The 20,141-nt window shown below is 52.1% G+C and carries 22 protein-coding genes and 1 tRNA gene; 14 read left to right on the plus strand and 9 right to left on the minus strand.

Annotated elements, in window-relative coordinates:
* Positions 1-2: 2 nt before the first annotated feature.
* On the minus strand, positions 3-1,223 hold the full coding sequence (gene arcA, locus L2Y28_RS02505) for an arginine deiminase (RefSeq protein WP_022646885.1): 1,221 nt from the start codon (positions 1,221-1,223) through the stop codon (positions 3-5).
* Positions 1,224-1,898: 675 nt separating this feature from the next.
* Here arcA and L2Y28_RS02510 point away from each other — a divergent pair.
* The 5 genes from L2Y28_RS02510 (at position 1,899) to L2Y28_RS02530 (ending at position 8,710) form a co-directional block, all read left to right on the plus strand.
* Positions 1,899-2,351 (plus strand): YhcH/YjgK/YiaL family protein, encoded by a 453-nt coding sequence (locus tag L2Y28_RS02510; protein WP_022646886.1) that lies wholly within the window; start codon positions 1,899-1,901, stop codon positions 2,349-2,351.
* Between the two features lie 237 nt (positions 2,352-2,588).
* Complete coding sequence (gene yagE, locus L2Y28_RS02515; protein WP_022646887.1) at positions 2,589-3,497, plus strand: 2-keto-3-deoxygluconate aldolase; 909 nt, start codon at positions 2,589-2,591, stop codon at positions 3,495-3,497.
* Between the two features lie 14 nt (positions 3,498-3,511).
* Positions 3,512-5,479 carry a xylonate dehydratase YagF gene (yagF, locus tag L2Y28_RS02520; RefSeq protein WP_022646888.1) on the plus strand — a complete coding sequence of 656 codons (1,968 nt, stop codon included), beginning with the start codon at positions 3,512-3,514 and terminating at the stop codon, positions 5,477-5,479.
* A 226-nt stretch (positions 5,480-5,705) separates the two neighbouring features.
* Complete coding sequence (locus L2Y28_RS02525; RefSeq protein WP_022646889.1) at positions 5,706-7,088, plus strand: MFS transporter; 1,383 nt, start codon at positions 5,706-5,708, stop codon at positions 7,086-7,088.
* An 11-nt stretch (positions 7,089-7,099) separates the two neighbouring features.
* Positions 7,100-8,710, plus strand: coding sequence for a glycoside hydrolase family 43 protein (locus L2Y28_RS02530; protein WP_022646890.1), 1,611 nt, complete (start codon positions 7,100-7,102; stop codon positions 8,708-8,710).
* On the opposite strand, the gene xynR is transcribed toward L2Y28_RS02530, so the two are convergent.
* The 3 genes from xynR to L2Y28_RS02545 all read right to left on the minus strand — a co-directional run bounded on the left by xynR (position 8,695) and on the right by L2Y28_RS02545 (position 10,976).
* Positions 8,695-9,456, minus strand: a complete 762-nt coding sequence (gene xynR / locus L2Y28_RS02535; RefSeq protein ID WP_022646891.1) for a DNA-binding transcriptional repressor XynR — start codon at positions 9,454-9,456, stop codon at positions 8,695-8,697. The two genes, L2Y28_RS02530 and xynR, sit on opposite strands and share 16 nt — an antisense overlap.
* 450 nt (positions 9,457-9,906) lie before the next feature.
* Positions 9,907-10,911 (minus strand): ornithine carbamoyltransferase, encoded by a 1,005-nt coding sequence (gene argF, locus L2Y28_RS02540; protein ID WP_022646892.1) that lies wholly within the window; start codon positions 10,909-10,911, stop codon positions 9,907-9,909.
* On the minus strand, positions 10,881-10,976 hold the full coding sequence (locus L2Y28_RS02545) for a hypothetical protein (RefSeq protein WP_213083700.1): 96 nt from the start codon (positions 10,974-10,976) through the stop codon (positions 10,881-10,883). Before L2Y28_RS02545 ends, argF begins: the two co-directional genes overlap by 31 nt.
* 99 nt (positions 10,977-11,075) lie before the next feature.
* On the opposite strand from L2Y28_RS02545, the gene rraB reads away from it, so the two are divergent.
* The 8 genes from rraB to L2Y28_RS02585 all read left to right on the plus strand — a co-directional run bounded on the left by rraB (position 11,076) and on the right by L2Y28_RS02585 (position 16,313).
* Positions 11,076-11,501 (plus strand): ribonuclease E inhibitor RraB, encoded by a 426-nt coding sequence (gene rraB / locus L2Y28_RS02550; RefSeq protein ID WP_017694625.1) that lies wholly within the window; start codon positions 11,076-11,078, stop codon positions 11,499-11,501.
* Positions 11,502-11,547: 46 nt separating this feature from the next.
* The gene (miaE, locus tag L2Y28_RS02555) at positions 11,548-12,306 is read left to right on the plus strand and encodes a tRNA isopentenyl-2-thiomethyl-A-37 hydroxylase MiaE (RefSeq protein ID WP_022646893.1); all 759 of its coding nucleotides are present in this window, start codon (positions 11,548-11,550) and stop codon (positions 12,304-12,306) included.
* A 30-nt stretch (positions 12,307-12,336) separates the two neighbouring features.
* Positions 12,337-13,059 carry a hypothetical protein gene (locus tag L2Y28_RS02560; RefSeq protein ID WP_022646894.1) on the plus strand — a complete coding sequence of 241 codons (723 nt, stop codon included), beginning with the start codon at positions 12,337-12,339 and terminating at the stop codon, positions 13,057-13,059.
* 111 nt (positions 13,060-13,170) lie between these two features.
* Positions 13,171-13,255 (plus strand) — tRNA-Leu (locus tag L2Y28_RS02565).
* A 189-nt stretch (positions 13,256-13,444) separates the two neighbouring features.
* On the plus strand, positions 13,445-14,695 hold the full coding sequence (locus L2Y28_RS02570; RefSeq protein ID WP_022646895.1) for an integrase arm-type DNA-binding domain-containing protein: 1,251 nt from the start codon (positions 13,445-13,447) through the stop codon (positions 14,693-14,695).
* A 111-nt stretch (positions 14,696-14,806) separates the two neighbouring features.
* Positions 14,807-15,616 (plus strand): DUF6387 family protein, encoded by an 810-nt coding sequence (locus tag L2Y28_RS02575; protein ID WP_016239764.1) that lies wholly within the window; start codon positions 14,807-14,809, stop codon positions 15,614-15,616.
* Between the two features lie 166 nt (positions 15,617-15,782).
* Positions 15,783-15,989 (plus strand): AlpA family transcriptional regulator, encoded by a 207-nt coding sequence (locus L2Y28_RS02580; protein WP_001098485.1) that lies wholly within the window; start codon positions 15,783-15,785, stop codon positions 15,987-15,989.
* Between the two features lie 15 nt (positions 15,990-16,004).
* Positions 16,005-16,313, plus strand: a complete 309-nt coding sequence (locus L2Y28_RS02585) for a hypothetical protein (RefSeq protein WP_016239765.1) — start codon at positions 16,005-16,007, stop codon at positions 16,311-16,313.
* 128 nt (positions 16,314-16,441) lie between these two features.
* On the opposite strand, the gene L2Y28_RS02590 is transcribed toward L2Y28_RS02585, so the two are convergent.
* Positions 16,442-16,744 (minus strand): hypothetical protein, encoded by a 303-nt coding sequence (locus L2Y28_RS02590; protein ID WP_016239766.1) that lies wholly within the window; start codon positions 16,742-16,744, stop codon positions 16,442-16,444.
* Positions 16,745-16,813: 69 nt separating this feature from the next.
* Positions 16,814-17,377: a helix-turn-helix domain-containing protein gene (locus L2Y28_RS02595; RefSeq protein WP_000072653.1), complete on the minus strand. Its 564-nt coding sequence runs from the start codon at positions 17,375-17,377 to the stop codon at positions 16,814-16,816.
* 992 nt (positions 17,378-18,369) lie between these two features.
* Here L2Y28_RS02595 and L2Y28_RS02600 point away from each other — a divergent pair.
* Positions 18,370-18,795, plus strand: coding sequence for a hypothetical protein (locus L2Y28_RS02600; protein WP_022646896.1), 426 nt, complete (start codon positions 18,370-18,372; stop codon positions 18,793-18,795).
* A gap of 136 nt (positions 18,796-18,931) precedes the next feature.
* Here L2Y28_RS02600 and L2Y28_RS02605 read toward each other — a convergent pair whose 3' ends face one another.
* The 3 genes from L2Y28_RS02605 to L2Y28_RS02615 are packed head-to-tail and all read right to left on the minus strand — an operon-like array spanning position 18,932 to position 19,987.
* Positions 18,932-19,252: a hypothetical protein gene (locus L2Y28_RS02605; protein ID WP_016239768.1), complete on the minus strand. Its 321-nt coding sequence runs from the start codon at positions 19,250-19,252 to the stop codon at positions 18,932-18,934.
* A 26-nt stretch (positions 19,253-19,278) separates the two neighbouring features.
* Positions 19,279-19,665, minus strand: a complete 387-nt coding sequence (locus L2Y28_RS02610) for a hypothetical protein (protein ID WP_016239769.1) — start codon at positions 19,663-19,665, stop codon at positions 19,279-19,281.
* A 49-nt stretch (positions 19,666-19,714) separates the two neighbouring features.
* Entirely contained in the window at positions 19,715-19,987 is a 273-nt protein-coding gene (locus L2Y28_RS02615; protein WP_000377562.1) for a hypothetical protein, read from the minus strand.
* Positions 19,988-20,141: the final 154 nt, after the last annotated feature.

The following is a 20,141-nucleotide window of genomic DNA, read 5'->3' on the forward strand; positions in this document are numbered from 1 at the left end:
CTTTAAATTCCGTCGCGTTCCAGTGGGCAGCTCATGCAGCGTGCGCCGCCGCGACCGCGCCCCAGCTCGTCGCCCGGGATCGGCAGCACGGTGATGCCCGCCTTGTCGTATTTCTCGTTGGTCCAGACGTTGCGCTCGTAGCCGATCACCACGCCCGGACGGATGGTCAGGACGTTGTTGGCGTCGTTCCACTGCTCGCGTTCGGCTTCAAAGGCATCGCCGCCGGTGGTGATCAGGCGCACCTGGTTAATGCCAAGGGCTTTCTCGATGGCGTGCAGCAGGTCGGTTTCCTGGGTACGCAGCAGGCCGCCGCGTCCGTCCGGGGTGAGCGTCCAGCACTGAGCGTCCTTGCGCACCACTTCCGGGTAAACGGAGAAGGTGTCCACGTCGATGTGGGTCATCACGGTGTCGAGGTGCATGCAGGAGCGATGTTTCGGCAGCTCAACGGCGATCACGCGCTCGGCCTGACGATGTTTAAACAAGCTGTTGGCGAGGAACTCCACGCCCTGCGGCGTCGTGCGCTCTGACATGCCGATCAATACCGCCCCGCGGCCAATCACTAATACGTCGCCGCCTTCCAGGGTGGCGTGGTCGTAATTAATATTCTCGTCGCCGAAATACTTAATAAACTCGCCATCGGCAAATGCGGGGTGCCAGCGATATATTGCGCGCAGATTATTGGTTTCGCGCTGACGGGCCGGTTTCGCCATCGGATTAATGGACACGCCGTTATAAATCCAGCAGGAGGTATCGCGGGTAAATAAGTGGTTCGGCAGCGGCTTCATAATAAAATCATTCGCCGTGTGGGTATCGACCACCATATTTTTAATAGCCGCCGGAATTTCACCGTAGGTTAATCCGCCGCTTAATCTGCGCGCCAGTTCGCGGTGCGGCATATCCGCCAGCCAGCCGCGGACGTCGCCGGCAAAGGCTGGGCCGAGGCGGTAGTCGGAGATTTGTGTTTCAAGAAGCCAGGCTTTTGCTTCCGCAATATCAATCGTTTGCGTAAGAAGGTCGGTCAATAGCAGGACTTCCACACCCTGCTCGCGCAGCGTGTTTGCGAAGATATCATGCTCCTCTCCCGCCCGCTCAACCGAGAGCACGTCATCAAATAACAACTCCTGACAATTCGATGGCGTTAAACGTTTAAGACTTAAATTAGGACGGTGCAGCATAACGCTACGCAATTGACCAATTTCAGAACCGACGTAATGCTTTTCCATAATTATTCCTTTAACTGTTTTTCAGAATAAAAAGGGCATGCGCCATGTGATGTGTTTAATTTCATGGCGGCTAAGCTCAATTGATTTCGTGATTCATAGTAGGCGCTTAAATAATGGTTATTGTGACGCTGCTCACGCGAAAACCGATATTGAGCAGTTTATTTTCAATTGCATGATTCGTATCAGATAATGATTAATTTCATATTATTACGGGATGAATAGCTAAGCAGGAACGGGTGGCAATATTTGAGGTTGTTATTGTTTTGTAGAATTACATGCTTTGAAATATTTAGTTATGCTGTTGATTTTAATGAATAAAATTTTGCCTCGAGAATAGCTATGCAATAATGACAGTTAACTATTTTTCACTTAAGAGAAATCGATAAATAATTATGGATTTTTAAAGGAAATAACCGAAGTGATAAAGTGTGATGCAACAACAGGTTTTGTGAGTTACGTTTTAAATTCAGCGAGTTAGATAAGTTGCGTAAAGCTTATGAAATGAGGTTATGCATAACGACTGCATAAATGCCTTTATGTAATTAACAGTGAATTAACACATTTTCCGATAAACATGCGCTGGCGCAAATCTTGTCTAAAAAGGGCTGGTATGGGAGAGGCGATTCTCGTATAAAAGATAAAAATGAAACAATGTTTTAATTTGAGGGTTGTATCATGATTATTGGCAATATTCATCATCTCCAGTCCTGGCTACCAGAAGAGCTGCGCCAGGCCATTGAGCACGTCAAGGCCCACGTCACCGACGCGACGCCGACCGGCAAGCACGACATCAGCGGCAACAGCCTGTTTTATCTGGTATCGGAGGACATGACCCAGCCGTTCGCTGAGCGTCGCGCTGAATACCATGCACGCTACCTGGATATTCAGATTGTGCTGAAGGGGCAGGAAGGGATGACCTTCAGCACCCTGCCGCACGGCACACCGGACACCGACTGGCTGGCGGACAAAGACATCGCGTTCCTGCCGGAAGGCGAGCAGGAGAAAACCGTGGTGCTGAGCGAAGGAGATTTCGTGGTGTTTTACCCGGGCGAAGTGCATAAGCCGCTGTGCGCGGTGGGTGCACCTGCTAAGGTCAGGAAAGTGGTTGTTAAGATGCTGGTGGAGTAACCCTTACCCCTCACCCTAACCCTCTCCCCAAAGGGGAGAGGGGACTTTACCACCCTCGCCCCTTTGGGGAGAGGGCCGGGGTGAGGGGTTAGCGGACAATATGTGATCCAGCTTCAACTTCCCGCACTCCCTCCTCATCTCCCATTTACCTGTGCTTTTTCTCCGTCATAGTATGATCGTTAAATTAATGAACACTGTTCTATAATGTAGAACAAAATGATTCAGCAAGGAGATCACATGCCGCAGTCCGCGTTGTTCACGGGTATCATTCCCCCTGTCTCCACCATTTTTACCGCCGATGGCCAGCTCGATAAACCGGGCACCGCCGCGCTGATCGACGATCTGATCGCGGCAGGCGTTGACGGCCTGTTCTTCCTGGGCAGCGGCGGCGAGTTCTCCCAGCTCAGCGCCGAAGAGCGTAAAACCATTGCCCGCTTTGCTATCGATCATGTCGATCGTCGTGTGCCGGTCCTGATCGGCACCGGCGGCACCAACGCCCGGGAAACCATTGAGCTGAGCCAGCACGCGCAGTTGGCGGGCGCGGACGGCATCGTGGTGATCAACCCTTACTACTGGAAAGTGTCGGAAGCGAACCTGATCCGCTATTTCGAACAGGTGGCCGACAGCGTCACGCTGCCGGTGATGCTCTATAACTTCCCGGCGCTGACCGGGCAGGATCTGACCCCGGCGCTGGTGAAAACCCTCGCCGACTCGCGCAGTAACATCGTCGGCATCAAAGACACCATCGACTCCGTCGCCCACCTGCGCAGCATGATCCACACCGTTAAAGCGGCCCATCCACACTTCACCGTGCTCTGCGGCTACGACGATCATCTGTTCAATACCCTGCTGCTCGGCGGTGACGGGGCGATCTCGGCCAGCGGTAACTTTGCTCCGCAGATGTCGGTAAATCTTCTGAAAGCCTGGCGGGATAAAGACGTGGCGAAAGCGGCTGAGTATCATCAGACCCTGCTGCAAATCCCGCAGATGTATCAGCTGGATACGCCGTTTGTGAACGTCATTAAAGAGGCGATCGTGCTCTGCGGTCGTCCAATTTCTACGCACGTCCTGCCACCAGCCTCGCCGCTGGACGAGCCGCGTAAGGCGCAGCTGAAAGCCCTGCTACAACAGCTCAAGCTCTGCTGAGCCGGACGATAACGATGACCATTGAGAAAATTTTCACCCCACAGGACGACGCGTTTTATGCGGTGATCACCCACGCGGCGGGGCCGCAGGGCGCGCTGCCGCTGACTCCGCAGATGCTGATGGAATCCCCCAGCGGCAACCTGTTCGGCATGACGCAGAACGCCGGGATGGGCTGGGACGCCAACAAGCTGACCGGCAAAGAGGTGCTGATTATCGGTACTCAGGGCGGCATCCGCGCCGGAGACGGACGCCCGGTTGCGCTGGGCTACCACACCGGCCACTGGGAAATCGGCATGCAGATGCAGGCGGCAGCGAAGGAGATCACACGCAACGGGGGGATCCCGTTCGCGGCCTTCGTCAGCGATCCGTGTGACGGGCGCTCGCAGGGCACGCACGGCATGTTCGACTCCCTGCCGTATCGTAACGACGCGGCGATCGTGTTTCGTCGTCTTATCCGCTCTCTTCCGACGCGGCGGGCGGTGATCGGCGTGGCAACCTGCGATAAAGGGCTGCCCGCCACCATGATTGCGCTGGCCGCGATGCACGACCTGCCGACCATTCTGGTGCCAGGCGGAGCGACGCTGCCGCCGACCGTGGGGGAAGATGCGGGCAAGGTGCAGACCATCGGCGCGCGCTTCGCCAACCATGAACTCTCCCTGCAGGAGGCCGCCGAGCTGGGCTGTCGCGCCTGCGCGTCGCCGGGCGGTGGGTGTCAGTTCCTCGGCACGGCGGGCACCTCGCAGGTGGTCGCCGAAGCGCTGGGTCTGGCGTTGCCGCACTCCGCGCTGGCCCCGTCCGGACAGGCGGTGTGGCTGGAGATCGCCCGCCAGTCGGCGCGGGCGGTGAGCGAGCTGGATAACCGCGGCATTACCACGCGCGATATCCTTACCGATAAAGCTATTGAAAACGCGATGGTGATCCACGCAGCGTTCGGCGGCTCCACCAATTTACTGCTGCACATTCCGGCCATCGCACACGCGGCGGGCTGCACGATCCCGGACGTTGAACACTGGACGCGCGTCAACCGCAGGGTGCCGCGCCTGGTGAGCGTGCTGCCCAACGGCCCGGACTATCACCCGACCGTGCGTGCGTTCCTCGCGGGCGGCGTGCCGGAAGTCATGCTCCACCTGCGCGATCTCGGCCTGCTGCACCTGGATGCCATGACCGTAACCGGCCAGACGGTGGGCGAGAACCTCGACTGGTGGCAGAGCTCGGAGCGCCGTAAGCGCTTCCGCCAGTGCCTGCGCGAGCAGGACGGCGTGGAGCCGGATGACGTGATCCTGCCGCCGGAAAAAGCAAAAGCGAAAGGGCTGACCTCGACGGTCTGCTTCCCGACGGGCAACATTGCGCCGGAAGGATCGGTAATCAAGGCCACGGCGATCGACCCGTCGGTCGTCGGTGAAGATGGCGTTTACCGCCACACCGGCCGGGTGCGGGTGTTTGTCTCGGAGGCGCAGGCGATCAGGGCCATCAAGCGGGAAGAGATTGAGCAGGGCGATATCATGGTGGTGATCGGCGGTGGACCGTCCGGCACCGGCATGGAGGAGACCTACCAGCTCACCTCCGCGCTGAAGCATATCTCGTGGGGCAAAACGGTGTCGTTAATCACCGATGCGCGCTTCTCGGGCGTGTCGACGGGCGCCTGCTTCGGCCACGTGTCGCCGGAGGCGCTGGCGGGCGGGCCGATAGGCAAGCTGCGCGATAACGACATCATTGAGATAGCGGTGGACCGCCTGACATTAACAGGCAGCGTAAACTTTATCGGTACCGCGGACAACCCGCTGACGCCGGAAGAGGGCGCGCGCGAGCTGGCATGGCGGCAGGTGCATCCGGACCTGCACGCTCACGACTTTTTGCCGGACGATACCCGGCTGTGGGCGGCATTACAGTCCGTGAGCGGCGGCACCTGGAAAGGCTGTATTTATGACACCGATAAAATCATTGAGGTAATTAACGCCGGTAAAAAAGCGCTCGGTATTTAATTATTTTGTGAGAGAAAATCGTCTGCGGAAAATAGTCCGCGGGCGGTTTTTACGTGTCTGCAATTTACTAATTTAAACAATAAGTTGCGATATATCGTTGACGTCACAAAAGCGAAATAACGTAATTCAGAAATAAGATATGACCATTGCTGGTTAATTGAACAGCTCATTACACTCCATTAACACGATGTTGTAATTCAGCACACTACATAAGGGTGTAATTCTGATGACGCAATTAACCATGAAAGACAAAATTGGCTACGGGCTGGGTGACACCGCCTGCGGCTTCGTCTGGCAGGCCACGATGTTCCTGCTGGCCTATTTCTACACCGACGTCTTCGGCCTCTCCGCGGGCATTATGGGGACGCTGTTTTTAGTTTCCCGCGTGCTCGACGCCGTGACCGACCCGCTGATGGGGCTGCTGGTAGACCGCACCCGCACGCGGCATGGCCAGTTTCGCCCGTTCCTGCTGTGGGGCGCCATCCCGTTCGGCATCGTCTGCATGCTGACCTTCTACACGCCGGACTTCTCCGCGCAGGGCAAAATCATCTACGCCTGCGTGACCTATATTCTGCTGACTCTGGTCTACACCTTCGTTAACGTCCCGTACTGCGCCATGCCCGGCGTCATTACCGCCGACCCGAAAGAGCGTCACGCCCTGCAGTCCTGGCGCTTCTTCCTGGCGGCGGCGGGGTCGCTCGCCATCAGCGGCATCGCGCTGCCGCTGGTCAGCATCATTGGCAAAGGCAACGAGCAGGTGGGGTATTTCGGCGCCATGTGCGTGCTGGGGCTGAGCGGCGTGGTGCTGCTCTACGTCTGCTTCTTTACCACCAAAGAGCGCTACACCTTTGAAGTGCAGCCTGGCTCGTCGGTGGCGAAAGATCTTAAGCTGCTGCTGGGCAACAGCCAGTGGCGCATCATGTGTGCCTTCAAGATGATGGCGACCTGCTCCAACGTGGTGCGCGGCGGGGCGACGCTCTACTTCGTGAAATACGTGATGGATCACCCGGAGATGGCGACCCAGTTCTTACTCTACGGCAGCCTCGCCACCATGTTCGGCTCGCTCTGCTCCTCCCGCCTGCTGGGCCGCTTCGACCGCGTTACCGCCTTCAAGTGGATCATCGTCGCTTACTCGCTGATTAGCCTGCTGATTTTCGTCACCCCGGCGGAGCACATCGCGCTGATTTTTGCCCTCAACATTCTGTTCCTGTTCGTCTTTAACACCACCACGCCGCTGCAGTGGCTGATGGCCTCTGACGTGGTGGATTACGAGGAGAGCCGTAGCGGTCGCCGCCTCGACGGGCTGGTGTTCTCCACCTACCTGTTCAGCCTGAAGATTGGCCTGGCGATTGGTGGGGCGGTGGTGGGCTGGATCCTGGCGTACGTCAACTACTCCGCCAGCAGCAGCGTGCAGCCGGTCGAGGTGCTGACCACCATCAAAATTCTGTTCTGCGTGGTGCCGGTGGTGCTCTACGCGGGCATGTTCATCATGCTGTCGTTCTACAAGCTCACCGACACCCGCGTGGAGGCCATCAGCCAGCAGCTGATCAAGCACCGCGCGTCGCAGGGCGAGGCCGTTCCCGACGCTGCGACAGCCGCATCCCATTAACCGGAGGCATTATGGAAATCACTAACCCGATACTCACCGGCTTCAACCCGGACCCGTCCCTGTGCCGTCAGGGCGAGGACTACTACATCGCCACCTCGACCTTCGAGTGGTTCCCGGGCGTGCGCATCTACCACTCCCGCGATCTGAAAAACTGGTCGCTGGTCAGCACCCCGCTGGACCGCGTGTCGATGCTGGACATGAAGGGCAACCCGGACTCCGGCGGCATCTGGGCACCGTGCCTGAGCTACGCCGACGGCAAATTCTGGCTGCTCTATACCGACGTGAAGATTGTCGACTCGCCGTGGAAAAACGGCCGTAACTTCCTCGTCACCGCGCCGTCCATTGAGGGGCCGTGGAGCGAGCCGATCCCGATGGGCAACGGCGGGTTCGATCCCTCCCTGTTCCACGACGACGATGGCCGCAAATACTACCTCTACCGCCCGTGGGGGCCGCGCCACCACAGCAACCCGCACAACACTATCGTGATGCAGGAGTTTGATCCGCAGACCGGCACGCTCTCGCCCGAGCGCAAAACGCTGTTTACCGGCACGCCGCTCTGCTACACCGAAGGGGCGCATCTTTATCGCCACGCGGGCTGGTACTACCTGATGGTTGCCGAGGGCGGCACCAGCTACGAGCACGCCGTCGTGGTGCTGCGTTCCAAAAATATCGACGGGCCCTACGAGCTTCACCCTGACGTAACGATGATGACCAGCTGGCACCTGCCGGAGAACCCGCTGCAGAAGAGCGGCCACGGCTCGCTGCTGCAAACCCATACGGGAGAATGGTATATGGCCTACCTCACCAGCCGCCCGCTGCGTCTGCCCGGCGTGCCGCTGCTGGCCTCCGGCGGACGCGGCTACTGCCCGCTGGGACGCGAGACCGGCATCGCCCGCATTGAATGGCGCGACGGCTGGCCGTACGTGGAAGGCGGCAGGCACGCGCAGCTGACCGTGAAAGGCCCGCAGGTGGCCGAGCAGCCTGGCGCCGCTCAGGGTAGCTGGCGAGAGGACTTCGACGGCAGCACGCTTGACCCTGAATTGCAGACCCTGCGCATTCCGTTCGGCGACACTCTCGGCTCACTCACCGCGCGCCCGGGCTATTTACGGCTCTACGGCAACGACTCGCTCAACTCGACCTTCACCCAGTCGACCGTGGCGCGCCGCTGGCAGCACTTCGCTTTCCGGGCGGAGACGCGGATGCAGTTCTCGCCGGTTCACTTCCAGCAGAGCGCGGGGCTGACCTGCTACTACAACAGCAAAAACTGGAGCTACTGCTTTGTGGACTACGAGGAGGAACAGGGGAGAACCATCAAGGTTATTCAGCTCGACCACAACGTGCCGTCATGGCCGCTGCACGAGCAGCCGATTCCGGTGCCGGAACATGCAGAGAGCGTCTGGCTGCGGGTGGACGTGGATAAGCTGGTCTACCGCTACAGCTACTCGTTCGACGGCGAGACGTGGCACGCCGTGCCGGTCACCTATGAAGCGTGGAAGCTGTCGGATGACTACATCGGCGGGCGCGGCTTCTTTACCGGCGCGTTTGTGGGGCTGCACTGCGAGGACATCAGCGGCGACGGCTGCCACGCGGACTTCGACTACTTCACCTACGAGCCGGCATAGCCCAGTGCGCGTGAGAGCTCGAGCCCGGCCTGCTGAAGCTGCTCGCGGAAATTAGCCAGCTCGGCGTCGTCCACGCGCGAGGTCAAGGTCGACAGGCTCAGGGCGGCAATCACGCGGGATTCGTGGTTCCACACCGGCACCGCCACGCAGCGCACGCCCTGCTCGTTCTCTTCGCTGTCCAGGGCGTAGCCTTGTTCGCGGGTCTGCGTCAGGGCAGTCATTAACGCTTCGCGAGAGGCGAGGGTGGAAGGGGTATAGGTGGTGTACTGATAGCCCTCCAGCAGGGCGTTCAGCTCGGCCTCGCCCAGCCAGGCAATCAACACTTTGCCGATGGCGGTTGCGTGAACCGGCAGGCGGCGGCCGATGCGCGAATAGGCTATGGCGGCCAGCTTGCCTTCAATCTTCTCGATATAGACCCCTTCACGACCGTCCAGGATCCCCAGATGGGTGGTCTGCCCGGTCCGCTGGGACAGCTCCGTCAGCCAACCTTTCGCCTTCTGGCGAATATCGATGGAGCCCACGACGAAATGACCGCGCTCAACCAGCTTCATGCCGAGGCGATATTTGCCGTTCTCCGGGTTCTGATCGATATAGCCGTGAAGCTGGAGGGTTTTCAGCAGCGAGTGGAGGGTACTCTTGCTCAGCCCCATCAGTTTGCTGATGTCGGTGATCTTAAGCTCGGTGGCCTGCTCGTTGAACAGGTCGAGGATCTGCAACGCACGTTCAACAGACTGAATAATCGGCATAATAGTGGCATGTCCACGCTGGAATGAAGGCGAAAACGTACCTTTTTCAGGGTGAAAAATCAATGAAATGGCGCCGGTTTGCTCCCTCTCCCCGTGGGAGAGGGACGGGGTGAGGGCATCAGGCCGCAGCGTTGCCTGATTCGCCCGGCGGCGCTACGCTTGCACGGGCCTACGGGTTGTGTTTTCTCCCTCTCCCTGTGGGAGAGGGCCGGGGTGAGGGCACCAGGCCGCATCGTCGCCTGATTCGCCCGGCGGCGCTGCGCTTGCACGGGCCTACGGGCTGGGTGTTCTCCCTCTCCCCGTGGGAGAGGGCCGGGGTGAGGGCATCAGGCCGCATCGTCGCCTGATTCGCCCGGCGGCGCTGCGCTTGCACGGGCCTACGGGCTGGGTGTTCTCCCTCTCCCTGTGGGAGAGGGCCGGGGTGAGGGCACCAGACCGCAGAGGAGTCAATCACTCCCCAAGCGTCGCCACCATCACCGCCTTAATCGTATGCATCCGGTTTTCCGCCTGGTCGAAGACGATACTCGCCGCCGACTCAAACACCTCGTCCGTCACTTCCATCCCGCCGTGCAGGTCGAACTCCTTCGCCATCTGCTTGCCAAGCGTGGTCTGGTCGTCATGGAACGCGGGCAGACAGTGCAGGAACTTCACGTTCGGGTTGCCGGTCAGCGCCATCATTTGCGCGTTCACCTGATACCCCCTCAGCAGCGCAATCCGCTCCGCCCACTTCTCTTTGGCTTCGCCCATCGACACCCACACGTCGGTATAGATAAAGTCCGCGCCCTTCACGCCCGCCGCCACGTCTTCCGTCAGGGTGATTTTCCCGCCGTGCTTTTCCGCTAGCGCAATGCACTCCGCCACCAGGCTCTCTTCCGGCCAGCAGGCTTTCGGTGCCACCAGACGCAGATCCAGCCCGGTCAGTGCCGCCGCCTCCAGCATCGAGTTGCCCATGTTGTTGCGCGCGTCGCCCGCGTAGACCAGCGTCATCTCGTTAAACGCCTTGCCCGGCAGGTGCTCCTGCATGGTCAGCAGGTCCGCCAGCAGCTGCGTCGGGTGGAACTCGTTGGTCAGCCCGTTCCACACCGGCACGCCCGCATACTGCGCCAGCGTTTCGACGACTTCCTGGCCGTGACCGCGATACTGAATGCCATCGTACATCCGCCCGAGCACGCGTGCGGTATCCTTAATTGACTCTTTATGCCCAATCTGGCTGCCGCTCGGCCCTAAATAGGTAACGCGCGCGCCCTGGTCAAATGCGGCAACTTCGAAAGAGCAACGTGTACGGGTTGAGTCTTTTTCGAAGATGAGCGCGATGTTTTTTCCAGTAAGCTTTTGTACTTCCTTGCCATTTTTTTTATCGGCTTTGAGCTGTGCGGCAAGAGTCAGCAGAGAAGTGAACTGTGCAGGGGTAAAGTCGAGCAATTTCAGAAAGTGTTTCTTGTACAGATCAGACATTTTATCCTCGCATGGCGAACGCCACTTATTGAATTAAAATTCACTTTATATGTGTAATTATTCATTTGCAACCCCGTTTCACAAATCTTTCCAACAAAGGTGGAGGCAAACCCGTCCGTGTGTGAAAATAGAAGTATCTGCCGCACTTTAAAGAGGATTGACCCATGGCAAACCCGGAATTACTGGAAGAGCAACGCGAAGAGACGCGTCTGATTATTGAAGAACTGCTGGAAGACGGTAGCGATCCGGACGCGCTGTACACCATCGAACACCATTTCTCTGCGGACGACTTTGAAGCGCTGGAAAAAATGGCCGTGGAAGCCTTCAAGCTGGGTTACGAAGTGACCGAGCCGGAAGAGCTGGAAGTGGAAGAGGGCGACACCGTCATCTGCTGCGATATCCTGAGCGAAGGCGCGCTGAAGGCGGAGCTGATCGACGCGCAGGTAGAACAGCTGATGAACCTGGCCGAGAAGTTTGAAGTGGAATACGACGGCTGGGGAACCTACTTCGAAGATCCGAACGGTGAAGACGGCGAAGAAGGCGACGACGAAGATTACGTCGACGAAGACGACGACGGCGTGCGTCACTAAGCGTTTCAGGCGGTGGCGCACGCCACCGCTTTTTCAAGGCAGAACCATGGATTACCCGCAGATACTCGCCCCCGTACTCAACTTCCTCCAGTGCCCGACCCCGCAAGCATGGATTGATAAAGCCCGCGACCCGGCGAACCTGCCGCTGCTGCTCACCGACCACATGGTGTGCGAGCTCAAGGCCGCCCAGACCGCGCTGCTGCTGGTGCGTAAATACGTCGCCGACGAAAGCGGTGCCGACGCGCTGCTCGACTGGCTCAAACCCTACGAACAGTTCACCTTCCGCGACGGCCCGGAGCCGGACTTCATCGCCCTGCACAGGCAGATTGGCAAAAGCGTGATGCCCAAAACCGACGACCCGTGGGGACAGGCGCTCATCGACAGCATGGTGCTGCTGATTAAAGAGGAGCTGCACCACTTCTGGCAGGTGCGCGAGGCGATGCTGGCCCGCGACATTCCCTACGTCAAAATCACCGCCAGCCGCTATGCCAAAGGGATGCTTAAGGAAGTGCGCACCCACGAACCGCTGACGCTGATCGACAAGCTCATCTGCGGCGCCTACATCGAAGCCCGCTCCTGCGAACGCTTCGCCGCGCTGGCCCCGTTCCTCGACGACGACTTACAAAAGTTCTATCTCTCGCTGCTGCGCTCGGAAGCGCGCCATTATCAGGACTACCTGACGCTGGCTCAGCAGGTGAGCGACGACGATATCTCACCGCGCATACAGCTTTTTGGCGAAATTGAAGCCACACTTATCTCGACACCGGACCACGAGTTTCGCTTCCACAGCGGCGTGCCGGTGTAACCCGGCATAACTCAAGGATAAGGATGCGAGATGAATAAAAAGTGGACCCGTATTGTGATTATCGTCATTGCGGCTGCCTCCGTGGCGTTCTGGGTGTTTTTCGACAGGCAGCGCGCTCCGGAACGGCAGATGGATAACGCCCTCAACGAGATGCCCGCCTGGCAGGTGATTAAGGAGCAGGAGCCCGCGCTGCATCAGCGCATCCTCGACCAGATGGCCGCCCTGCAAAAAGCGGGCGAGCCGGAGCAGCAGATTATCGACACCATCCAGCCGCAGATCCTGCATCTGCAGATGTCGCGCCTGCAAAACGCCCCGGACGCCAACGTGGTGAACTACATGACCATCAACATGGAGCAGACCGCCGCCATCCAGAAGGTGAGCGACGACGCCTGCTTCCGCTTCCTCTACCCGATGGTGAAGGGCGGCATCAACCCGATGCGCATGCTGGATAAAGATTTGATGGCGCGGCGCATGCAGGCCGATGCGGACATGATGCGCGCGGCCTACGGCAAAAACCGCCACACCGTGACCCAGGCCGAGCGTGAGGCGGCCGTCGAGGATGTCCGACCGATTATGAAGCAACTTGCCGATCAGTACGGCGAGGACATCCAACTGCTGCAGATGCCGGAGAAGGCGGCGGGCAAAGAGAAGCTCTCCTGCGATATGGTGCAGGAGATGTGGGCCAAGGTGCTGGCGCTGCCGGAGCAGAAGGCGGCAGGGGTGATTCGGCTGGCGGTGACTGAGCTGGAGTGACGAAGGGCGCTGGTTTTTTGGGCACTTAGCGCGGGTTTAGCGCGTCGTCGCTTGCATGGCGGCGCGCGACAGGTATAATCCACAACGTTTCCGCATCCCCTCCCCTTCAGTGCCGAAGTGGCGAAATCGGTAGACGCAGTTGATTCAAAATCAACCGTAGAAATACGTGCCGGTTCGAGTCCGGCCTTCGGCACCATACAAAGCTTTTTTCAAGTCTACTAACGTCTACTTTAGTCCATAAAAACAGTAAGTTAAGCAGGTTTCTGGCTTTTCTTAGTCTCTCAACGTCTACTCAATTCCTTGAACATATACCAACTGATGATGGTATAACTGATGGTATTCCCAGTTCGATTGATTTTGGTACCAACACTGGAGGTATCAACTGATGGCCCTTACCGATATCAAAGTTAGGACTACTAAGCCTTCCGACAAACCCTTCAAACTTACAGATGGGCAGGGTATGCACCTGCTGATCAACCCCAATGGTTCAAAATACTGGCGACTCCAATACCGTTTCGGGGGCAAGCAGAAAGTTTTAGCATTAGGTGTTTATCCAATGGTCTCTCTTGGTGAAGCCCGCAGGAAGCGAGATGAAGCCAAAAAGTTGGTATCTGATGGTATCGACCCTTCAGAGAAGAAAAAAGCAGATAAGATTGAGCAAAGCGAAGCCCTGACATTCGAAGCTGTTGCGAGAGACTGGCATACTGCCTGTAAAAGGAAATGGTCAGATTCCCACAGCGAAAGAGTTCTAAAAAGCATGGAAGATGGTCTCTTTACTGCTATTGGTAAAAGAAAAATATCCGAACTTAATACCAGAGATCTTCTTGCCCCTATCAAAGCTGTTGAAGCTTCTGGGCGACTGGAAGTTGCTTCCCGATTACAGCAAAGAACAACGGCAGTAATGAGATATGCTGTCCAGAATGGTCTGATAGATTACAACCCTGCCCAGGAGATGGCAGGAGCTATTGCGGTAGCTAAAAGAGTCCACAGGCCAGCTTTGCCATTCGAACGATTCTCAGAACTTTTAGAACGAATTGATAGTTTCAAGGGTAGAAAACTCACGAAGTTAGCCGTAAAGCTGACATTGCTCATTTTCATTCGTTCCAGTGAACTCAGATTCGCAAGATGGTCGGAAATCGATTTAGAGAATGCTATGTGGACTATTCCTGCAGAGCGAGAGCCATTACCCGGAGTGAAACATTCGCACCGTGGTTCGAAAATGCGAACTCCACACCTTGTTCCTTTGAGTTGTCAGGCATTGGCTGTGTTGATGGAAATTAAAGAGATCAGCGGTGACCATGAACTTGTGTTCATTGGCGACCATGATTTCAGAAAGCCTATGAGTGAAAATACGGTAAACAAGGCTTTGAGGTCTATGGGCTATGACACAACCGTGGAGGTCTGTGGACATGGATTCAGGGCTATGGCTTGTAGTGCCTTGATTGAATCCGGCTTGTGGTCGAAAGATGCTGTTGAACGGCAAATGAGCCATCAGGAGCGGAACTCAGTTCGTGCTGCCTACATACATAAAGCAGAGCACCTTGATGAGAGAAAGCTTATGTTGCAGTGGTGGGCCGATTACCTTGACCTCCTTAGAATACGACAAGTTTCACCATTTGATTTTAAAAATACTTAACTATGAATAAGTAGTTAATTAATCGTTCTCCCTTATCAACCTTGTTAAGGGAGAATTAATTCAAATAAGCAGTGTTAACTCATTCAAGCTTCGAATACAGAGGAGGGATTAATGAAAGTAGTAAGCCCTTATGAAGAATTAAAAATCTGGTTTAGTCTCGAAAGCTATGAGCAGTTAAAATCACTTACAATCAAAGAACTGCATACCGAGCTTGCCTTTAGAGAAGCGATTTTCGACAGTGTAAATTTTGGATGGGAAGATGATAATCAAAATTTAAGGTCTATCCTTGAAGGTAATCCTATTTTAAGCAGACAAGATAATAATCATGGCCATTTTGGCAAGGGACAAAGACATGTTGCTCAGGTTAGCTTTGGTGATATAAAAAAATTAGAGAACAAGTTAATAATGTTTAGCATGGATTTTTTTGAAGAAAATGGTGATTTCAAAAAAGAGTTGAAAAATAAACCAATAACAAAAACTATGAGAGACTTTTTTCTTAACCAAAATAGCAGCAAGATGTATGTTTCATTTGATTTAGGAATGTCTAGCGATGAAGAAATTATAACAGCCTTACAAACGATGCTACCCATTCTCAGGAAAGATTATGAAATTGAGCCAGTAAAAACAGAAAAAATTGGACTGGCAAAGATAAGAAAACTTGTCGATTACAATATTATCCCAATGATGGATCTATTGATTTGGGCAAAATTTAAAAAAGTAAAAATCTCAAATATGGTCTTGTCTCGTGTCTTGTATCCCGACTTTACAAGTGAGATCAGAGGAGAAGATCACATTAAAGATACAGACAGGCCTGTTGCAGAGAAGTCATTGAATGGAGAAACAACCCGTAGTCTCGAATACTTTATTAGCAAAAACAGCCATCTCCTCAACATACCGATTTCTGAACTCGGCTCTTTCTAGTTGTAAATCATAATGTTAATTGTCAAGGGGAGGGCGTAAATATTTTTCTTCCCCGGAATTTCCTTTCATTCTTCCCTCATCTAAGATTTCAGTTATCAGCACTCTCTTCATAGACAGAAACTTATGTGGTTAATATATCCATAACGGAAGCGGAGGAGACAGCCAAATGAATACAACAAATCAAAGCTTAATTCGTTTACCAGAAGTCTTGAAACGAACTGGTTTCGGCAAGGCCTGGATTTATCGTCTGATCAGTGAAGGTCGTTTTCCCGCACCTGTAAAGATTGGCACACGCGCGGTGGCTTTTGTCGAGAGTGAGATTGATGAATGGATTAAGGCAGTCATTAGTAACTCAAGATCTCATGCAGCGTAACAAGAGGAAAATAAAATGAATATAAGTGATTTTGAGGCGTATGAAGGTTATTGGGATATTATTGATGATGATCTTTTCGAAGACATCTTTTATATGGAATGTATTGAGAAGTTAGAGCCAACAGAAAAGGTTCTTAAGGCAATCGAATTGCTGAGCTACTTCTTTGCGGAAGATATGCGTGAAGTACTGGGTGAAATACGTGAGATGAATATGCTTGCCCAGGCAGATATCTTTGATTTGTGGTTTGAAATAATAAAGTCACGAGATTACCTTGAGTCTCTGGCAAAAACAATTATTTATTACAGTATCGGTATGCCTGTGTGAGTTTAGTAGGGTAAAGTTTAGGAAAGGAGTCTTAAACTTTACGTTATGAATCAGATAGTGGTGAGCATTTAAATTAGTGCTATATTGATAATTTTGTGTTGTATATTAAATACGTGTATTAGGTTAAATTAAAGAAAACTGAAAAATTCAGGATTTAAACGATACTGGTATTTAAACTCAGTACAAATAATAACATTTGTATCAATCAGTTTATCGATGGCCTGATAAAATCGGGCTGGCGTAATATGTATATCTTCCTGTTGTGCGATGGATGTTGCACGGTGAAAGTTCAGGTAAACAGTGTTTTTATCTGGTGTGTATGAAGCGATTAATGTGAGAAGCCAAAACACATTGTGAGCAGTATTATTCAGATTGCGTTGTTCATCTGATAATTTATTCTGGTAAAGGTAAGCAGGGAGTCTTTGCTTCATAAAGATATCCTTTATTTTGTTAAGTTTTTCGCTGGTGTGGGGCGTAAAATCACCGCGCTGTTATATCTTTTAAAAGGGAATGCCGTCAGTTGGATATCTGTTTCTGGATTTTTTTACAGGCTTTGTTTTGCGCCCTGCGCGATAAAAGTTGAATGAAGTGGCAAAATCTTCAGTCTCAAGTCTGGATTTACTGAATTTATCCATCAGATCTTCATTGAAACGATGAGGAATACCTTTTACGCATAAATTAGAATTCAGGTAAACCTGACCATCTTCAGCATTACGGATCAGTATTTTCCTCTCAAATAATTCCCTGAATGCACGTGAAACATTCGATTTATTCAGTCCTAACTCTCTGGCGGTACGTGACTGTGAAAAGTCAGGGATAATATTTCCATAATCAATGACTGAGAAGAGATAAATAACAATTCTGAATGCCGTTGGTGTCAGATCCATTCTGGCGAGCGTGGCCGTATTATCTTTAAAGACCATCGAAAAATCGTCACGAAAGGATGTCTTTTTACAGGCACTTGCTTTAACTTTTATTTCTTCCAGATCTTCGGGCATAACATCTAATGCTTCTGCAATAATTGCTTTTTGTTCTTTAGTTAACATAACACTTGTGTTTGACATAATGGCTCCTTTTTTATTATTGTGATAACAGATATGGCATATTAAATTTGTTTGTCAATATTATTAGTAATAAAGTTTAAAAATATTATATTTATTGCTCTGTGATTATTTTTTAGTGAAATATTAAGGGTTGTCAGAGTTATTACGAAGGGTGTTAAATTTCACCATCACCTGTTATGTTATTAATAATTTTTGGTTCTGAAAGATACAACCAATATTCTATCTTAACTTGTTGATGTAATTTATTAATTTTCTTTTTGTATTTGCAAGATAAAAGAGTGATAAAGAAACAAGAAACCGAAATTTAGCTTTAGACTGACACAAAATTCCATTGTACACAGTTTGATAAACACTGCTATTGCTGATTTTCCTTCGTAATATTATTCCTTAAGTGAAGCCCGCGCACCTGTGTGTTGCGCCACTGGGCTTCAGAACATTGCTATAGTGTTTAACTGTCAGTAGAAATACGCTTCGCGCAGGAGTTCAGACAGTTGGGTTTAGCTCTCAGCACAAATACGCTTCGCGCAGAGATTCAGACTGCTGAGTTTAGCGATAGAGTGGACCCGACTACATGATTTACCCGTTAACTTAATACGGCCCACGCCGGAACCCATTCGGAAAAATCCTTTCTGCTTCAGCGAGTGAGTGCTGTGGGCACTCAGCGGCGCTGCAAGAGGGATTAAATGTTGGGTTTTCATCTGACGGGTAAAAATAATCTACATATATCTGTCGTCGGGGGCGTGAGCCGGTGCGTAGCACTCTCTCAAAAAAATTCCTGAAGGGGTTTTATCTGAAATCTGGAAACTACCTGGCTTTTGAAAAAAGGAAGTGGTAATGCAATCGATCGGACTCAACATTGCTACAGCGAAAGCTGTTTCCAGTATTAAAAGAATAAATAGTTGTCATTTTAAAATAAAATATTTTCAATTTTGTATTGATTTAAATTTTAAAGCTGATAGTACTTAATTATAAAAACAAAAAAGGAGAGGGTTATGAGTAATATTTGTGTTTCATCTCAGGAAGAAAAGTTTATATTTGTTGTTGATAAATATATAACACACCATCGCGACAGTGTTAATAACAATAATTTTTACAGAAAACTTTATGTGCTTTTCGCTGGATACCATCTGAAGTATTTCTATTCACGGGCGCAATATCGCAATTCGTGTTATCACGTTGATAATATCATGCAGATGTTTATGGGTGTCGTTTCTACCCTAAAGGCCCCTCTGCTCAGGCAACTCGCAAACAGTGACACATTACTGCATTGCCTGAATTCGCTCGTGAATTATATTTCAGGCAATCTGGATGAAGCAGAGCACATTTATGCTGATTTACTGGCACAGTATGAAAAGAAACGCATTGCACGTTCTCTGGCTTATACACCACCAGGATCCGTGGTCAGGAAAAGGCTGTGAGGCAGCGGATACGTACTGGACAGGGGATGGCAGAGTGACATAAAAGCAGTCGTTTCCCGCAAGACATTACCGGGCATTAAAAAGGCAGGAGCCACCGGTTTGGTGTCCTGCCTGGCGGGATTGTTTTACTGTGGTCTTACTTGTCAACGACCTGCCAGCCATCATCCGTTTTGACCAGCGTGACTGCCGCTGTGCGTTTTTCGTTATCGACAACAGCTGTTACATTGCATTTATAGCTTTTATCCGATACTTTCACGCAGTCATGCTTTTTGACAGATTTTAATTCCCGCAGTGCGTCTTTCGGGACATCTTTACCTGCTATGGATTTAACGATGGCATTCGTCTGCTCCACGACCTTATTCATCGCAGTGTAAATATCCTGCTCAGACGGTTCACCGGTACAGCCGCTCAGCAAAAAAATGGACGCAATGAGTGTGGTAAATGCATATGTTTTCATAAAATAATCCCAGACTGTAGAGTACGTTATTGAATAAGACCGGTTTTCATCTTGCTGTTGTTTTCAGAGAACGTCCACTTGCTGACCGTTTCGCCTTTAAATTCGATTTCCAGCGTTTTGGCCTGAGTCTGTGACCCCCCTGTCAGCAGTCCAATCACGGGAATAAATGTGGTGGCATCAAACTGATTGTTATCCATGGAATAAGTCCATTCTTCATTGCCACTATCAAGTGTAGTTTTGGTTTCCGGCTCACCTAATGCGGTAATGATTTCTGATTTCGTTGTTTTATTTTTGATAATCTTCGACTGCAGACTTTGTGATGTTTCTTTTTTTAGATGCTGGTTGCCTGATATTGAACAACCAGAAATAAGGAATGCAGAAATAAAAAAAACAGAAATCATGAATCTGTTCATAAGTTCTCCCATATTAATTTTTTATGTTTGCGGTGGTGCGAAATTAATATCACCGTATAAAAACAACTCTGTCTGCATATTTCTTTTTAATTATGCAGATAAGAATAATGACGCTGGCAAAAAATGTAATGACTGAGACAGGAGTGCTACCGGTCAATGAAAATACTAACCAGGCGAGACCGAATGCCACGAATTGAAACAGGAATGCCACACTGAGCGGACTTTCACCATAGGCCACTTTTGCATGGCAACCTTTGCAAATCCGCACGCCGTGCGGGCTTTGTGTAAAGCAGAAGGGGCAGCTAATCGTTTTACTATCCATCATGACTCCGTGGCCTGATTTAAGGTGATGTATTTTTGAACATTTTCGATGAATGATCCGCTTTAGTAAAATTGCTTGTACCGATCGATGGATCTTGGTTGATAGGTTGTAACTATCATAAATAGTTTATCGATCTATATAAACGATCAATATT

Origin of the sequence: Enterobacter sp. JH25 (genome assembly GCF_021725435.1) — a bacterium.
Taxonomy (GTDB): Bacteria; Pseudomonadota; Gammaproteobacteria; order Enterobacterales; family Enterobacteriaceae; genus Enterobacter; species Enterobacter intestinihominis.

Coding starts and splice junctions, on each gene's coding strand:
- arcA (WP_022646885.1), bottom strand. CDS start 1,223: ATGGAAAAGCATTACGTCGGTTCTGAAATTGGTCAATTGCGTAGCGTT.
- L2Y28_RS02510 (WP_022646886.1), top strand. CDS start 1,899: ATGATTATTGGCAATATTCATCATCTCCAGTCCTGGCTACCAGAAGAG.
- yagE (WP_022646887.1), top strand. CDS start 2,589: ATGCCGCAGTCCGCGTTGTTCACGGGTATCATTCCCCCTGTCTCCACC.
- yagF (WP_022646888.1), top strand. CDS start 3,512: ATGACCATTGAGAAAATTTTCACCCCACAGGACGACGCGTTTTATGCG.
- L2Y28_RS02525 (WP_022646889.1), top strand. CDS start 5,706: ATGACGCAATTAACCATGAAAGACAAAATTGGCTACGGGCTGGGTGAC.
- L2Y28_RS02530 (WP_022646890.1), top strand. CDS start 7,100: ATGGAAATCACTAACCCGATACTCACCGGCTTCAACCCGGACCCGTCC.
- xynR (WP_022646891.1), bottom strand. CDS start 9,456: ATGCCGATTATTCAGTCTGTTGAACGTGCGTTGCAGATCCTCGACCTG.
- argF (WP_022646892.1), bottom strand. CDS start 10,911: ATGTCTGATCTGTACAAGAAACACTTTCTGAAATTGCTCGACTTTACC.
- L2Y28_RS02545 (WP_213083700.1), bottom strand. CDS start 10,976: ATGAATAATTACACATATAAAGTGAATTTTAATTCAATAAGTGGCGTT.
- rraB (WP_017694625.1), top strand. CDS start 11,076: ATGGCAAACCCGGAATTACTGGAAGAGCAACGCGAAGAGACGCGTCTG.
- miaE (WP_022646893.1), top strand. CDS start 11,548: ATGGATTACCCGCAGATACTCGCCCCCGTACTCAACTTCCTCCAGTGC.
- L2Y28_RS02560 (WP_022646894.1), top strand. CDS start 12,337: ATGAATAAAAAGTGGACCCGTATTGTGATTATCGTCATTGCGGCTGCC.
- L2Y28_RS02570 (WP_022646895.1), top strand. CDS start 13,445: ATGGCCCTTACCGATATCAAAGTTAGGACTACTAAGCCTTCCGACAAA.
- L2Y28_RS02575 (WP_016239764.1), top strand. CDS start 14,807: ATGAAAGTAGTAAGCCCTTATGAAGAATTAAAAATCTGGTTTAGTCTC.
- L2Y28_RS02580 (WP_001098485.1), top strand. CDS start 15,783: ATGAATACAACAAATCAAAGCTTAATTCGTTTACCAGAAGTCTTGAAA.
- L2Y28_RS02585 (WP_016239765.1), top strand. CDS start 16,005: ATGAATATAAGTGATTTTGAGGCGTATGAAGGTTATTGGGATATTATT.
- L2Y28_RS02590 (WP_016239766.1), bottom strand. CDS start 16,744: ATGAAGCAAAGACTCCCTGCTTACCTTTACCAGAATAAATTATCAGAT.
- L2Y28_RS02595 (WP_000072653.1), bottom strand. CDS start 17,377: ATGTCAAACACAAGTGTTATGTTAACTAAAGAACAAAAAGCAATTATT.
- L2Y28_RS02600 (WP_022646896.1), top strand. CDS start 18,370: ATGAGTAATATTTGTGTTTCATCTCAGGAAGAAAAGTTTATATTTGTT.
- L2Y28_RS02605 (WP_016239768.1), bottom strand. CDS start 19,252: ATGAAAACATATGCATTTACCACACTCATTGCGTCCATTTTTTTGCTG.
- L2Y28_RS02610 (WP_016239769.1), bottom strand. CDS start 19,665: ATGAACAGATTCATGATTTCTGTTTTTTTTATTTCTGCATTCCTTATT.
- L2Y28_RS02615 (WP_000377562.1), bottom strand. CDS start 19,987: ATGGATAGTAAAACGATTAGCTGCCCCTTCTGCTTTACACAAAGCCCG.